The following is a 14257-nucleotide window of genomic DNA, read 5'->3' as shown; positions in this document are numbered from 1 at the left end:
ATTTTATCTTTTGGCGTTACTGTAGGGGTGTAATTTTAAGCCACCTTTACAAATCAGGTTAGTTCTACTACAAAAAAGTAGTAGAGACAATAAATTGCAGGTTTTCCACTTTCAGTGCTTGCCTTTCTTGACCTTGACTTGTAGGGTAGTCCCCACTCCTCATCTCAAGCTTAAGACAGCATAGTATTTGCTTATGGTCTTACGGACATACACCCTTTTGTCCAGCCAGTAGAGATGTGAATTGTCTTATCTCTACATTACGAATAAACAAATCAGCAGTAGCCGCACAAGTGCGGTTATTAGCTTTGGTTTTGTTCCTTCGTAATTTTCTATTAAATACTAGCATGGACTAATAATAGCAAAATATTTGTTTAATTTAAAATTCAACTTGCGGCGCAACTTTTTTTTTAATCCCTGAACGTGGGGAGAGAAAAAGCAGTGTGGATTTTCCTCTGGGTTTATGCTCTCATGAGTATTGGGTCATGGCTTTTATAAAAATTTATCTAATTGAGAGGAGCAATTTTGAGTGAGTGAGTTAAATCTACAGTTTTCTTGATAGAGATGAAACAAAAAGCAGGCTGGATTTTCCACCCTTTTATTAGCATCAGGCCAAATCTCTCGAATTATTCTGTAAGTCTGTCTAGGGGAAGAAACAATTTACCACATCTATCCGCTGCTTGATAGTCACGACCAGATGATTGTCATCCGCTTTAACACTTCTACATATTTAAAATATCGTTCTTCCCTACTGCTTGAAGAATTTTTATAACTGGGACTTGACTAAAGAAGTGTGAAGTGTGAAGGATCAAGGTTAAAGTAGTTATCAGTAAATCCCTCGCTGCTTGTCGGCGAAAATAAAAAAAGATTTTTCAAAATTTATGCTCCATACCTGTAAAGGTGGAAAAGTCCAGTCCCCAAGCCTTCATCCTTGAGCAGACTTCAAGATGTAATGATAGTCTAAGGTACATTTAATCAGGCAAGCACCTTTCTAGGTCAAACAATTTTGGATTTTAGATTTGCGATTTGAGATTGACTGCACCCACAAGGGGTGAGGTATATAGCTTGCTTCCCCGTAAGGGTACAAAAAAACAATTCCATTTTCCAAAATCCAAAATCTAAAATTGGCACGGTTAAACACCGCTACCTTGTACTGTCCAACAAGTAAATGAAATCGAACCATATGCTTTTTGCAGACAAATGCCCCGGACGGCACTTCCACAACTAAAATCTTAGTAGTTATCCTTGAAGTGAAATCATCAGATCCAGAAATGTCAGCCTCTTAGCTGCTGATTTTTCACAACAACTAGCTTGTATTCATGATTTCGGAGCCAGGTGAGGCAATTTTAATAATTTGGTGGGTAACAATGGAAGTTATTTTTAAGATTATTCGGCAGCAACAAAATTCCGTCCCTGTTGTGCAAACTTATCCTTTGCAGGTAGAACCAGGTAATACAATCCTAGATTGCCTCAATCAGATTAAGTGGGAACAAGATGGAACTTTAGCATTTCGCAAAAATTGCCGCAATACCATTTGTGGTAGCTGTGCGATGCGAATCAATGGACGTTCGGCTTTAGCTTGTAAGGAAAATGTTGGCAGTGAATTAGCTAGATTACCACAAATTTCATCATCTAAAACCCAAGATCATACCATTCACGAAATCACCATCGCTCCTTTGGGTAATATGCCCGTAATTAAGGATTTGGTCGTGGATATGAGCAGTTTTTGGAATAATTTAGAAGCTGTTGCTCCTTATGTGAGTACCGCAGCACGACAAGTACCAGAAAAAGAGTTTTTGCAAACACCACAAGAGCGATCGCTCCTCGATCAAACCGGCAATTGTATTATGTGCGGTGCTTGCTACTCTGAATGCAACGCCCGTGAAGTAAATTCCGACTTTGTTGGACCTCATGCTCTGGCCAAAGCATATCGCATGGTAGCCGATTCCCGCGATTGTGATACTGAAAATCGTTTAGAAAACTATAACGAAGGTACTAAAGGCGTTTGGGGTTGTACTCGCTGTTTATACTGCGATTCAGTTTGTCCAATGGAAGTTGCACCATTAGAACAAATCACCAAAATTAAACAAGAAATTCTCGATCGCAAACAAGCCAGTGATAGCCGTTCCATTCGTCACCGCAAAGTATTGATCGAGTTAGTGAAAGCAGGTGGTTGGATTGATGAACGTCAATTTGGTATCCAAGTAGTTGGTAACTACTTCCGCGATTTAAAAGGATTACTCAGCCTTGCACCTTTAGGCTTGCGAATGCTCGTCCGGGGTAAATTCCCCCTCTGGTTTGAACCATCAGCAGGGACACAACAAGTGCGATCGCTCATCGAATCCGTCCAAAAAACCGAATCCTGACTGGGGACTGGGTAGTAATTACGAATTACGAATTATTTAGGTTCTTGTGGGATATTCAACTGTCGTCCAGAACGGTCATACAGTAAAATATCCCATTGCCCATTATTACTAAACTCAAAAGCAATCCTAGTCCCATCAGCACTAATTGTAGGATTGCGGATTTCCGCTTGCAGATTAGCAGTTAAATTCCGTGATTGACGAGTTTCTCGGTCATAGAGAAAAATCGCAGATCTCCCCTGACGACTCCCCACAAACACAATATAACGACCATCTTGAGTCACTGAAGGATGAGTTGCAATGCTATCAAAGGAATTCAAATCCGGTAAGTCCACCAAATTCCGAGTCACCGTATCGAACATATAGACATCTTGGCTACCCCTGCGGTCAGTCGTAAACACAATATATCTCCCAGAAATTTGGGGATTTACTTCTGAAGCCAGACTATTGAGACTCCGACCACCGGCATCAAATGGATAACTTAACAAACGCGGGTAGCCAAAACACCCAGTCAACAAACTAGAGCTTAAAAATAAAATAATAATAGATAATTTGTCATTAGTCATTAGTCATTAGTCATTAGTCATTAGTCATTAGTCATTGGTTATTGGGAGGCACAGGAGAATCAATAATTCCTGTTCCCAATTACGAATTACGTTGGCGGTAGCCTGCGGTCGGCATTATTACGAATTACGAATTATTCACAGTTGCACCATTGGGAATATCTAACTCCACAGTCGGACCTCGATCTAAAACTTCAATATCCCACTGTCCACGACTAGCAGATTCAAACACAACGTAACGTCCATCAGGACTGATGTAAGGATTTCTGATCCAACCCCGATAGGTAGGAGTGAGGATTTGTGACTGTTGTATAGAGCGATCGTACAATGCTATCACTGGCCTACCTTGGTCGCTGGTAATATAACAGATATAACGACCTGTATAGCTCTGGCTAGGACTTTCGGCAATTGTTTCCCGTCTGTTTAAACCCGGTGTACGAATAAAAACTTGGGTTTCTAAGTCGTACACTAACAACTGCTGACTACCATTGCGATTGGATACAAAAGCTAAAAACCGACCATTTCCACTAAATGCAGGTTGCTCCTCCTTATAGCGACTATTCAGAGAAGTAGGCCCTAAAGAAATATCATTAGCACCACAGGATACAAGTAAGCTTGTCAAACCAAAAATTAGGCTCCAATGAATTGGTTGTTGGAGCCAAAATCTAGATATAAATATTTTCACATCAAACTTTTTCCGCTTTACTAAACTTATTCAAATCTACCTCAAGATTTGAAGTTAGCTTCCTGCTTCACTTTAAGAGTGACGGCACTTACTTAATCTACAGGCTTTAGGTTTGGACGAAGCTTACTCTACCTTAGAATTCTCATAATTTAAGGCTTGGTTATTGCCCATAAGGCATCCTAGATTAACTAATTTACCTTTGTCAATACTTTTTTACTTAAATTTAAACAATTTTCAGTAGATTTAGCTAAAATTTTGACTCCAGTTTTTAGCCCTCTCCTCCGAGACAATCACCACCCCAAATATTTTAAATGTCGTCATCAAAATCGTTGGAATTATCTGGCCGCTCACTTGGCTTTTCGATTGGGTTGTATGGCACATAATCAGTGGGAATTGCTTCATCATCATCCCTCTGTCTGCGGGGAGTAGAATCAGTCGGTGGACGACGCTTTCTTGGTCTGGGAGCAACATCATCCTCACGACTTTCTGGACGCTGGGGTCGGTTATTAGTACGACGGGGTGTTTTTTTTACGTCCTCTGGTGGACTTTCCCAATCATCAACTCCCCTAGAAACAGAACCCCAATTTTCTTCTTCATAACTTTCAGTAGGGCGACTGACTGAACGCCTAGAACTGGGACGACGGTTAGTCTCGCCTGTTTCTGGTTTTTCCCGATTATTGCGGCGTTCTGAACGGCGGGGAGGTTGCTCCTCATAATAATCATCACGCCCGGATTCTTCATCTCTGCTACCGCGAATCCTAGCACGTTGAGGACGTTCTTCCTCCTCATAAGGCAGTGGTTCCAAATCTGCATCCATCTCAGCTTGATAATTCCGCCGCTCAGAGTAAGAATATTTTCTGCTGACCTCGCGCTCATCGTCCACAATTGGCGTATTCCGTTTAGCTTGTTGAGTCGCTATACTCCGTAGACGAATACTTTCAACTGCAAAAAATACAGTAGTACCAACTAAAAGCAACTGACCAAATTGTAGAATTGGGTCTAGCCGCCATCCTTGGAAGATTAGAATAAAACCACACAGCAAGCCTACTGCTGCAAAAAAGATATCTTGATCTCGTGAAAGTTCTGGACGCACAGTGCGAAGAAAATACAGTGCTGCTCCAGCCACAGCCAGGAAAATTCCTAGAATACTGGCTGAGTTCGTCCCAAAATTAACCTGAGCCAAAACACCAGCTGAATTCAGCCCAAAATTTATCATTTCTGTTTTCCCAATATCAAATCTATGTTAGCGAGTCACAATTAAAATCACTACTCTAAACTATTGACCATATATTTAAGCTTCAAATTAAGCTTCAAAGCATCTGGCAAAGAAGCTCTGAAGCTTTTTAGCATCATTAGGGCATAGGTGCTGGGGAGCAGATACGAAATATCAATTTCCCAGTCCCCATTCCCCAGTCCCTAGTCCCCAAGCATTAAAAACGTTGGATTTTATCTTTTTGGCTAATGAAAATCAGCCCAACTGTTGCAGGGATAACCACAATTGCAGTACCCCAAACCAGACTCCAAAGAAAATTTGCTAAAGAGGGTGTCATAGTTCTCAACCTTTTTTTACACTGTTCATCCTAATTTTAATCTTGTATCACTTTCTTGAGAAGCAATTATCAGTTATCAGTTATCAATTATCAATTATCAGCTTCATCGCTCGACAAAAAAGACACCAATCTCAGGTAAGACGACAGCATTTGGTTAAAATGAGAGAGAGAATGCTTTACAAAGCTTAAACTTTTTTGGCAGACCCCAAGTTTTTGATTTCTTCACAGATAGTAGCTGAAAGTGATGACTGGTGTTAACCTGACCTCTTGGACTCTCGGACCCGTTTTGGGAGTGATGACATTTTTGTTTATTTTCCGTATCGTTCTCACTTGGTATCCACAAGTGAATCTCAATCGTTTGCCTTTTAATCTCATAGCTTGGCCAACGGAACCCTTTTTAGTGCCATTGCGAAAGCTAGTACAACCTATTGGCGGAGTGGATATTACCCCCATTATTTGGGTTGCTATTTTGAGCCTCATTCGAGAAATTTTACTAGGTCAGCAAGGATTACTGACCATGATGTCTCGTGTGAACTAGGTGATTGGAGGCAGGAGATGGGAAATGGGGAGAGGGGGAGACGCGGAGAGGGCGGGATTCAGACCCTTAGACGCTCTGCTGCTCCCAGTTTTCTTAATAAATCTCCATCTCCCCATTTTCCCAATTACTGCAATTTCATTTCCTGGACAAAATCGGTGTAAATATTGCCTTCCAAAAACTGCGGAGTTTCCATGATTTTTTGATGAAACCCGATGGTAGTGGGTAGTCCGGTAATGGCACATTCCCGCAAAGCGCGTTTCATCCGGTTAATGGCAGTGGGGCGGTCTGGGGCCCACACAATTAGCTTACCAATCAGGGAGTCATAATAAGGGGGAATTTGGTAATCTGTGTATACATGAGAATCAATCCGCACGCCGGGTCCTCCAGGTGGTAGATAGCCGCTAATCTTTCCAGGAGAGGGACGAAAATCATGATCGGGATCTTCAGCGTTAATCCGGCATTCAATGGCATGACCCCTTAAAACTACTTGGTCTTGAGTCAGTTGCAGTCTTTCACCTTGGGCAATGCGGATTTGTTCAACCACTAAGTCTATACCAGTAATCATCTCTGTGACAGGATGCTCAACTTGTATCCGGGTGTTCATTTCCATAAAATAGAATTTACCGGATTTATCCAGAAGAAACTCGATAGTTCCTGCGCCAGTGTAGTTGATGAATTGGGCTGCTTTGACGGCAGCATCTCCCATTTTTTCCCGAAGGGCTGAGTCGAGCGCAGGGCTAGGAGCTTCTTCCAGTAGCTTTTGATTGCGACGCTGAATTGAACAATCTCTCTCGCCTAAGTGGATGACATTACCATAGTTATCTGCCAAGATTTGAAATTCAATGTGGCGGGGACGTTCGATAAATTTTTCTATATAAACGCCAGCATTACCAAAAGCGGCTCCTGCTTCTCCTTGGGCTGCTAAAAAAAGTTTGACAAACTCTTCTTCTGAGCGGACAAGGCGCATACCACGTCCACCACCACCTGCGGTGGCTTTGATCATCACAGGGTAGCCGATATCTTCAGCGATTTTCTTACCTTCTTGCTCAGATTCTACCAAACCATCGCTACCCGGTACAGTTGGTACTCCTGCTCTTTGCATGGTTTCTTTGGCCGTGGCTTTATCCCCCATCAACCGGATGGCTTCGGGACTAGGGCCAATAAAGGCAATGTGATGGTCAGCACAAATTTCTGCAAACCGAGCATTTTCAGCTAAAAAGCCATAACCAGGATGAATGGCCGTGGCATTGCGCGTCAAGGCGGCGGCAATAATATTGGGAATATTCAAATAACTTTTACTGCTGGCAGGTTCGCCAATGCAAACTGCCTCATCCGCAAGTTGGACGTGGAGAGCGTTCCGGTCAACAGTGGAGTGAATAGCAACCGTCGCAATTCCCATTTCTTCACAAGCTCGGAGAATGCGAAGAGCTATTTCTCCCCGATTAGCAATTAAAATTTTGTCAAACTTCATTTTCTAGCTTTGATATTAGTACCAGTAGATTGACATTCTCTCCCATCTCGTTGAGATAAAGCTGTCGCATTACTGCAAATTCTCACAAATTTTGTCAGGGGGCAGGGGGCAGTAGATAATTATTGATCCTCATTTCCTCATCTCCGCGTGACCCCATCACCCCATCACCCCATCACCCCATCACCCCATCACCCCATCACCCCATCACCCCATCACCCCATCATCCCAATAAAGAAATTTGGGAAATATTTGGGATATTCTCTTTTTTATGCTATATTCTAAATCTAGGCAACCCGTGCGGATGTGGCGGAATTGGTATACGCGCACGCTTGAGGTGCGTGTGGCTTTGCCTTGCGAGTTCGAGTCTCGCCATCCGCATTTTTTAGGTCTTAATTAACAACTGCTGATTGATAATATATTTGTCAGCTTATCTAACCCAGATTCCCCTTGGGACGCTGGGTTTTTTGTGCTTTCATAGAGATAGGTGAAGTTTTGTAAATAAAATTGACTACTACTGTTACACAAACAAATAACTTGACATTGCCAACTGCTTGGCATAGGCTAAATCCGATTTGGCAAGGTAAAGAAGAAGATATTCAAAAAGGTTTGTCTCACACTCAGTTAGCGCCAGCTTGGCAACTGCTACTTTTGGGTGATGGCTCCCCCACCAGACACTTACAATTACTCACTTGTGAGCCTATAGAAGTGGATGTTATCGATATGTCGTTAATTGGCACAAACCCAGATAACGCTCCCGATTTAATTCAAGTTGTTCCCAGTCCCAGACTGCGCCGACAGGTGTGGCTACGTACTGCCTCTGGACAGCGATTGGGATATGCTACTTCATGGTGGGAAGCGAGTCATGTAGATGAGTATCTGCAAAACCGTTCCTTACCAATTTGGGCGAGTTTAGCTCAGATTCGCACCGAGTTGTATCGAGATATTCGAGGAATTTACTGTGGTTACTCAGCTGCGCTGGAGTCAGGCTTTGATGAGGTTGGCCCCTTCTGGGGTCGTCATTATTTGTTTTGGCATCATGGACAGCCTCTAACCTTGATTTATGAAGTATTTTCGCCTTATCTAACCAAATATTTGGGAAACACACAGAAGAGTGCTAATGGTGATTGAATTAGGGAGAAAAAATACTTTGTAGTCAGTGCTGAAGTTATCAATAGTATCTAAGGCGCTATAGCGTTACTATTAACAACTACGGTTTGTGTTTGATGTGATGAATAAAAAAAAGAAACCGTCTTTGCTGCTGACACTCTCAGCGGCTGGGTTATTGATTGGTGCGGGGAGTGTAGCATATTGGTTCTTAACTCAAGGACAGCCATTATCTAGAGATTTGCCGGTGGGTGCAAATATTATTCCTCAAGATGCATTATTAGCAGTTTCCTTGACGACGGATACTAAACAATGGCAGAAGTTGCGGGAGTTTGGGACATCAGAAACCCAAGCGGAACTAGATAAGAATTTAGTACAATTGCAACAACGATTTCTGGCTAATAATGGTTACGATTTCCAGAAAGATATTCAACCTTGGGTAGGTGATGAAGTTACCATTGCAATTCTGGCTCCCCCGGTGGGAAAACCTGCACCTAAACCAATAGCTACTAATGCGGAAGTGGCTTCTGAGCAATCAGTGGTAATGGTGCTACCAATCAAAAATCTAGAAATCGCCAATAGTATCTTGGAACAACCTAAACCGCTCAAACAAGGTAAATGGATTGACAGGATTTATCAAGGAATCGCCATTAAACAAACTGAGGGAAAAGCTGGGGAAAATCTCTCAGCAGCATTAATAGATAAGCGGTTTCTTGTCATCACCGATAATCCTAAAGCCGCAGAAAGAACAATTGATGCCTACAAAACTAAAGTATCTCTAGCGACAAGCGCCGGCTTTGTTGAGAATTTCCCAAAAACTTCCAGTTATCAACCTTTTGCCCAGTTTTACGTCAATATTCCCACCGCTGCGAAAATAGCTGCTACGGATAGGAATCGGCCTTTACCTGCTCAGGTTTTGGCTCAACTTCAAAATAACCAAGGTTTAGCGGGAACTGTCATCTTAGAGGACAAAGGAATAGGCTTAAAGGGTGTTTCTTGGTTAAATCCTAATAGTCAGCGGGTGTTGGCGGTAGAGAATAAAGCTGGGAAAATGCAAAATCGTCTTCCCAGTGAAACTTTAATGATGCTGTCTGGGAGTAACTTACAGCGGCTTTGGGGAGACTATGTTTCTACTTCTCAAAGAAATCCTTTATCACCCATTTCGCCAGAACAAGTGCGACAGGGTGTAAAGTCTTTGACAAATCTGGATTTAGAGCGAGATTTGCTGACTTGGATGAAAGGAGAATTTTCTGTGGCGGTGATTCCCAATACTCCCAAAGATGGTTCACCAGATAATTTTCGGTCAGGTTTAGTATTTATGGTACAGGCAAGCAATGCCAATGGTGGGCAAAACCTACGCCAAGCTGGGGAAAATTCCTTAAAACAGCTAGACGAGGCTATGCAAAATCAATTCCAATTTAAGATCCAAGGGGCTAAGGTGGCGGGTAAACCTGTTGTCAACTGGATTTCACCTTTTGGAACTTTAACGGCTACTCATGGCTGGTTAGATGATGATGTGGCTTTCTTTGTCTTGGGCGCTCCCATTACTGATAAAATTCTTCCCAAACCTAATAACTCTTTAGCTAGTAATCTCTCTTTTCAAGAGACAGTCCCCACAGAACTTAATCCACCCAAGGGTCAATTTTTCTTGGATGTGGACAGGACTGTTAAAAGTTTTACCCTCAATTCTTTGTTTCCCAATCAACAGAAACTTCTCGCAGCGACACGGAATATTGGGGTGACGACTGCGGTTAATGATAGTCGTAGTCAGCGCTATGACATTTTTTTAGAACTCAAGAAAGTGGGTAAATAGGGACTGAGAAGATATATTCTCTACGGTTAAATACTGATCATTAGGGCTGACAGGGGGACGCGGGGACGCGGAGAAAGGGGGATAGGGAGATGGGGAGATGGGGAGAGACGAAGAAAGGGGGATGGGGAGAGTTTTTTGAACAGCAATTAGGGGGACTTGATATCACCCAATTAGCAATGACCAAAACTAGATAGGATCAGAATAGTCGGAATTAAATCAGTGATACAGCAGATTGCAGGTTGCAGGAAGTAGGAAATTTAAACCAACAATCGGGTATCAAGGGGTTTTTACTCCTGTACGGGTTTAGAACTGCTAAACCCCTACTGAATTCTGCTGTAAGTGATCTTTTTTTGAGTTAGGTTTATTCTTTAACTCTCTCTGAGAACTGATAACTGATAATTGATTCAAGTATCCACTGGAGAGAAAAGTTTATGAATCTGGTTGTACTCCAGAACTGGCTAGATAATGCGTCCTTTGCCATCTTATTCTGCACTATGTTGGTGTATTGGGTGGGGGCGGCTTTTCCGAGTTTATCGGTGACTGCGGCTTTGGGGACAGCTGGAATGGCGATCGCTAATTTGTGTATTGCTACCCTCTTAGGAGCAAGATGGATAGAAGCTGGTTATTTTCCCCTGAGTAATCTCTACGAGTCTCTATTTTTCTTAACTTGGGGAATTACCGCTGTTCATTTAATTGCAGAGAATAACAGCCGTAGTCGTTTAGTTGGGGTTGTCACTGCACCTGTTGCTATGGGAATTGCGGCTTTTGCTACTTTGACACTACCATCAACAATGCAATTGTCAGAACCTTTAGTTCCTGCTTTAAAGTCGAATTGGCTGATGATGCACGTCAGTGTGATGATGTTGAGTTATTCGGCTTTGATGGTGGGTTCTTTGTTAGCGATCGCATTTTTAATTGTGACTCGCGGACAAAATATCCAATTACAAGGTAGTTCTGTTGGTAATGGTGGTTATCGCAGCAACGGTTACAAACTGCTTAAAGCTGGAGAATTAGTTACTCAACCGCCAACACCTCCCTCGGAAAATAATGGCTTTTCTCGTTATGAAAGCAACAACAACGGTAATGGTACTGCTGTTTTGGATGCAGTAACAACTACTCCAATTGCAACTGCTGAAATCCTGTCACCTCAACGCCTGACTTTAGCGGAAACCCTCGACAATATCAGTTATCGCATTATCGGTTTGGGATTTCCCCTACTAACAATCGGTATTATTGCTGGTGGTGTCTGGGCTAATGAAGCATGGGGTTCTTACTGGAGTTGGGACCCAAAAGAAACTTGGGCGTTAATCACTTGGTTAGTTTTCGCGGCTTATCTGCATTCTAGAATCACTCGCGGTTGGCAAGGACGCAAACCTGCAATTTTAGCCGCCACGGGCTTTGTTGTCGTTTGGATTTGCTATCTCGGTGTAAATCTTTTGGGTAAGGGTTTACATTCTTACGGTTGGTTTTTCTAGAACCTCACCGATACAAAAAATCAAAGCTGATCCTCTTCTCTCCCCTACAAGGGGAGGGTTAGGAAGAGTTAGGAGAAAAGTTTTTTGGTAAAGTTCTCCCAAAAGAGGCTTACTGAAATCTTGTACTAAGGCTTTTGAGTAGAGATCGCTAACTTTGCACCTTTCACCTGACGCACTTTATCCATCACCGCTACAACATTCCCATGTTCAACCTTAGCATCTGCATTAATTATTACGATTGATTCTGAATCTGTACCCATTAAAGTACGTATTTCCTCAGATAAAGCATCAACTGTTGTCGGCTTTTTGTTCAGGCTTACGAGTCCAGATGATTCTAGAGTCACGGTAATTTTAGTAGGAATTTGGGATTGCTGTGATGTCGCCGCCTTTGGCAAATTTACGGGTAAACCTTCTTGACGCGTTAAAAATAGCGTTGACATGATAAAAAACGTCAAAATTGCAAAGATCACATCAATCATGGGTACGATATTGATCTGTGCTGGAATATCTGGTTCATCTGGTAGCCGCATCAGTTTTCTCTCCTCCTTGTTCGTAGCGACTTAATTATAGTAGGGCTTGCTGTTCGCCATATTCTTTTTGGAGGAAAGCTATCCATCGTTAGTAGAAGCCGCTAAACTAGCTATTATCAAGCTAATATTGTCGTTTAATAAATGATATTTTTTTTCAAAAAAATTAAACAAACTAAAATACAAGTCAAGAGCTTGTCACTGTTTAATGAGATTAATTATTAGTTTTATTATGGAAATTTTATGCTAAAAGCCTTAATATGTATAAATTTATCCTGAATCATAACCGATGGAAGTCGCTACAAGAGGAATTTTTTATAGCTTTACATTTGTGGATAATCATTTTATTGTCAGAACATTAACGATATAAAATAGCAATAACATTATGAGCTTCTCCACTATTACAGTCGAACAGCGAGTCAAAGAGGTCAAGGCGCTCAAATCATTCCTGACTTTCAGTATGATTGGTTCACTGGTGCTGCATATGGCGGTACTAGCCTCTGGGATTGGTAATTTTTTGGCTAGAACGCCGGAACTGGAAGAGGAACCTATAGAATTAACCTTGGTTGAACCAGATGCCAAGGAAACACCGATATTACCATTCGAGAAAAAAGCAGAAGAAAAAACATCATCTGAAGGCGGTGGAGGTGGAGGAGGTAATTCCTTCGCAGCATCTGTTGCAAAACCCCAGACGCAGACTCCAGTAACTGTTCAAGCCCCCCCGCAAACACCTGTAACAGTGGAAAAGCCACCAGTTATTCAAAAAGCGATCGCACCCGTACAAAAGTTGGTTGATAACTTTAAGCCCCAGTCTGTTTCTCCACCTCAACCACTTAAGGAAGATCCTGTAATTTCTCAGGAACCAAAAAAGCCAGTTGAAAATATCCAGCCTCAAGTTTCGACAAAAGTAGTAACTAATACTACCTCTGTGCAATCATCTACTAATACGCAAGCAAGTAGTGATAATTTGAGAAACTTGCTGGGTCAGATTAGAGATACAAGAGCCGGTCAAATCGGAACTGGCAATAATTCTTCTGAATCTAATCAACCAACAGGAGGTAGTGGAAGTGGAAGTGGAAGTGGAAGTGGAAGTGGAAGTGGCAGTGGCAGTGGAAGTGGAAGTGGCAGTGGCAGTGGAAGTGGCAGTGGAATAGGTTTTGGTAATGGGACAGGAAGTGGTACAGGTTCCGGTAATGGGACAGGTACTTCTGAACGTAGAAGGCGCGAAATTGTAGCGGCAGCCCCAACACAGCCTCAGCTACCAACTGAAGTAGAAAAACCTGACAGCAGTGGTAATTCTAATGGTTCAGGCAATGGTCGTGCAGCTTGCAGTGATTGTAAAACCAAGTATTCCGAAAGGGCAAGACGGCGAGGTGCGGAAGGTCGAGTTGAGGTAGCAGTTGATACGGATGAAAACGGTAAAGTCACTAATGTCCGCTTGGCTCGTTCTAGTGGAGATAGGGAATTGGATGAAGAACACCTTAGACAAGCGCGGGAATGGAAATTAAAGCCTTCCCAGTCAGGAAGAAAAGGAGTTTCAATCGCCACAGAATACGCTATTGAAGGTTCTCGCCGTTTTCGCCAAGTGCGCGAGAGGCAGCAGAAACGAGAACAACAACAAAGGCAACAGCAAGTAGCTTCATCCGAAAACTCTTCCCAAGAAACCCCAAGACGCAGACAGCGTTTAGAGGCATCAAGTAATAATACAGAAGTTCCTCGCACACAAAGAAGACGGAGAAATTTGGAAACAGCCTCTTCCAATTCTGAACAATCAGTAAGCAGCAGATTGAGTCGTCGTTTGCGGCGACAAACAAACGTCAGTAGCGCAAATTCTGAAGATTCAACCCCTCGACGGATACGACGTTCTGAGCCGAATTCTCTTGGTAATCGCTTACGTCGGCGACGGGAAATTACAGCAGATGTCAGAACATCAGGAGCGCCACAAACATCGACTCGAAGACGGCGACGGGAATTGAACCAATCAAATCAATCATCAGATAGCGGGACTAGGTTACAGAATGCTTTACGTCGTTCTCGACAACCATCTGAATCTGCGCCTTCCTCTAATGGAAGTAGTAACGATTGACATACTCCCCACCCTAAAAATGCGGAGATTCTGGGTTTAAACAACAGTTGCAGTTTTATACCGTCTTACTACTTTATCAGAAAGC

At 42.6% G+C, this 14257-nt stretch carries 13 protein-coding genes and 1 tRNA gene; 7 read left to right on the top strand and 7 right to left on the bottom strand.

What is annotated here, in order from left to right:
- Positions 1 to 199: 199 nt before the first annotated feature.
- The gene (locus H6G59_RS04675; protein WP_190711981.1) at positions 200 to 346 is read right to left on the bottom strand and encodes a hypothetical protein; all 147 of its coding nucleotides are present in this window, start codon (positions 344 to 346) and stop codon (positions 200 to 202) included.
- A 1018-nt stretch (positions 347 to 1364) separates the two neighbouring features.
- On the opposite strand from H6G59_RS04675, the gene H6G59_RS04670 reads away from it, so the two are divergent.
- Complete coding sequence (locus H6G59_RS04670) at positions 1365 to 2363, top strand: succinate dehydrogenase/fumarate reductase iron-sulfur subunit (protein ID WP_190712289.1); 999 nt, start codon at positions 1365 to 1367, stop codon at positions 2361 to 2363.
- A gap of 32 nt (positions 2364 to 2395) precedes the next feature.
- On the opposite strand, the gene H6G59_RS04665 is transcribed toward H6G59_RS04670, so the two are convergent.
- The 4 genes from H6G59_RS04665 to psbX all read right to left on the bottom strand — a co-directional run bounded on the left by H6G59_RS04665 (position 2396) and on the right by psbX (position 5158).
- A complete protein-coding gene (locus H6G59_RS04665) occupies positions 2396 to 2926 on the bottom strand; it encodes a TolB family protein (RefSeq protein ID WP_190711980.1) in 531 nt (176 codons plus the stop codon).
- Between the two features lie 124 nt (positions 2927 to 3050).
- A complete protein-coding gene (locus H6G59_RS04660; RefSeq protein WP_190711979.1) occupies positions 3051 to 3608 on the bottom strand; it encodes a TolB-like translocation protein in 558 nt (185 codons plus the stop codon).
- A 307-nt stretch (positions 3609 to 3915) separates the two neighbouring features.
- Positions 3916 to 4824 carry a Ycf66 family protein gene (locus H6G59_RS04655; protein WP_127056004.1) on the bottom strand — a complete coding sequence of 303 codons (909 nt, stop codon included), beginning with the start codon at positions 4822 to 4824 and terminating at the stop codon, positions 3916 to 3918.
- 214 nt (positions 4825 to 5038) lie between these two features.
- Entirely contained in the window at positions 5039 to 5158 is a 120-nt protein-coding gene (gene psbX, locus H6G59_RS04650) for a photosystem II reaction center X protein (protein ID WP_028083398.1), read from the bottom strand.
- Positions 5159 to 5402: 244 nt separating this feature from the next.
- On the opposite strand from psbX, the gene H6G59_RS04645 reads away from it, so the two are divergent.
- Positions 5403 to 5696 (top strand): YggT family protein, encoded by a 294-nt coding sequence (locus H6G59_RS04645; RefSeq protein WP_016952644.1) that lies wholly within the window; start codon positions 5403 to 5405, stop codon positions 5694 to 5696.
- Positions 5697 to 5820: 124 nt separating this feature from the next.
- On the opposite strand, the gene accC is transcribed toward H6G59_RS04645, so the two are convergent.
- Positions 5821 to 7167 carry an acetyl-CoA carboxylase biotin carboxylase subunit gene (accC, locus tag H6G59_RS04640; protein ID WP_190711978.1) on the bottom strand — a complete coding sequence of 449 codons (1347 nt, stop codon included), beginning with the start codon at positions 7165 to 7167 and terminating at the stop codon, positions 5821 to 5823.
- Positions 7168 to 7464: 297 nt separating this feature from the next.
- On the opposite strand from accC, the gene H6G59_RS04635 reads away from it, so the two are divergent.
- From H6G59_RS04635 to ccsB, 4 genes are all read left to right on the top strand, one after another.
- Positions 7465 to 7545 (top strand) — tRNA-Leu (locus tag H6G59_RS04635).
- Between the two features lie 126 nt (positions 7546 to 7671).
- Positions 7672 to 8295 carry a chorismate lyase gene (locus H6G59_RS04630; RefSeq protein WP_190711977.1) on the top strand — a complete coding sequence of 208 codons (624 nt, stop codon included), beginning with the start codon at positions 7672 to 7674 and terminating at the stop codon, positions 8293 to 8295.
- 100 nt (positions 8296 to 8395) lie between these two features.
- Positions 8396 to 10084, top strand: a complete 1689-nt coding sequence (locus tag H6G59_RS04625; RefSeq protein WP_190711976.1) for a DUF3352 domain-containing protein — start codon at positions 8396 to 8398, stop codon at positions 10082 to 10084.
- 431 nt (positions 10085 to 10515) lie between these two features.
- Entirely contained in the window at positions 10516 to 11559 is a 1044-nt protein-coding gene (gene ccsB / locus H6G59_RS04620) for a c-type cytochrome biogenesis protein CcsB (RefSeq protein WP_190711975.1), read from the top strand.
- Positions 11560 to 11684: 125 nt separating this feature from the next.
- On the opposite strand, the gene H6G59_RS04615 is transcribed toward ccsB, so the two are convergent.
- Entirely contained in the window at positions 11685 to 12089 is a 405-nt protein-coding gene (locus H6G59_RS04615; protein ID WP_190711974.1) for an ExbD/TolR family protein, read from the bottom strand.
- Between the two features lie 382 nt (positions 12090 to 12471).
- On the opposite strand from H6G59_RS04615, the gene H6G59_RS04610 reads away from it, so the two are divergent.
- Complete coding sequence (locus H6G59_RS04610; RefSeq protein WP_190711973.1) at positions 12472 to 14172, top strand: energy transducer TonB; 1701 nt, start codon at positions 12472 to 12474, stop codon at positions 14170 to 14172.
- Positions 14173 to 14257 lie beyond the last annotated feature (85 nt).

The sequence above is a fragment of the Anabaena lutea FACHB-196 genome (genome assembly GCF_014698305.1).
GTDB lineage: Bacteria > Cyanobacteriota > Cyanobacteriia > Cyanobacteriales > Nostocaceae > Anabaena > Anabaena lutea.
Note: the sequence above shows the minus strand (reverse complement) of the source record. Positions and strands in the feature narration are given on the sequence as shown.

Excerpts from the sequence above, each read along its gene's own strand:
- H6G59_RS04670 (WP_190712289.1), top strand. The coding sequence starts at position 1,365 with ATGGAAGTTATTTTTAAGATTATTCGGCAGCAACAAAATTCCGTCCCT.
- H6G59_RS04655 (WP_127056004.1), bottom strand. The coding sequence starts at position 4,824 with ATGATAAATTTTGGGCTGAATTCAGCTGGTGTTTTGGCTCAGGTTAAT.
- H6G59_RS04665 (WP_190711980.1), bottom strand. The coding sequence starts at position 2,926 with ATGACTAATGACAAATTATCTATTATTATTTTATTTTTAAGCTCTAGT.
- H6G59_RS04625 (WP_190711976.1), top strand. The coding sequence starts at position 8,396 with ATGAATAAAAAAAAGAAACCGTCTTTGCTGCTGACACTCTCAGCGGCT.
- accC (WP_190711978.1), bottom strand. The coding sequence starts at position 7,167 with ATGAAGTTTGACAAAATTTTAATTGCTAATCGGGGAGAAATAGCTCTT.
- H6G59_RS04645 (WP_016952644.1), top strand. The coding sequence starts at position 5,403 with ATGACTGGTGTTAACCTGACCTCTTGGACTCTCGGACCCGTTTTGGGA.
- H6G59_RS04615 (WP_190711974.1), bottom strand. The coding sequence starts at position 12,089 with ATGCGGCTACCAGATGAACCAGATATTCCAGCACAGATCAATATCGTA.
- ccsB (WP_190711975.1), top strand. The coding sequence starts at position 10,516 with ATGAATCTGGTTGTACTCCAGAACTGGCTAGATAATGCGTCCTTTGCC.
- H6G59_RS04610 (WP_190711973.1), top strand. The coding sequence starts at position 12,472 with ATGAGCTTCTCCACTATTACAGTCGAACAGCGAGTCAAAGAGGTCAAG.
- psbX (WP_028083398.1), bottom strand. The coding sequence starts at position 5,158 with ATGACACCCTCTTTAGCAAATTTTCTTTGGAGTCTGGTTTGGGGTACT.
- H6G59_RS04675 (WP_190711981.1), bottom strand. The coding sequence starts at position 346 with ATGCTAGTATTTAATAGAAAATTACGAAGGAACAAAACCAAAGCTAAT.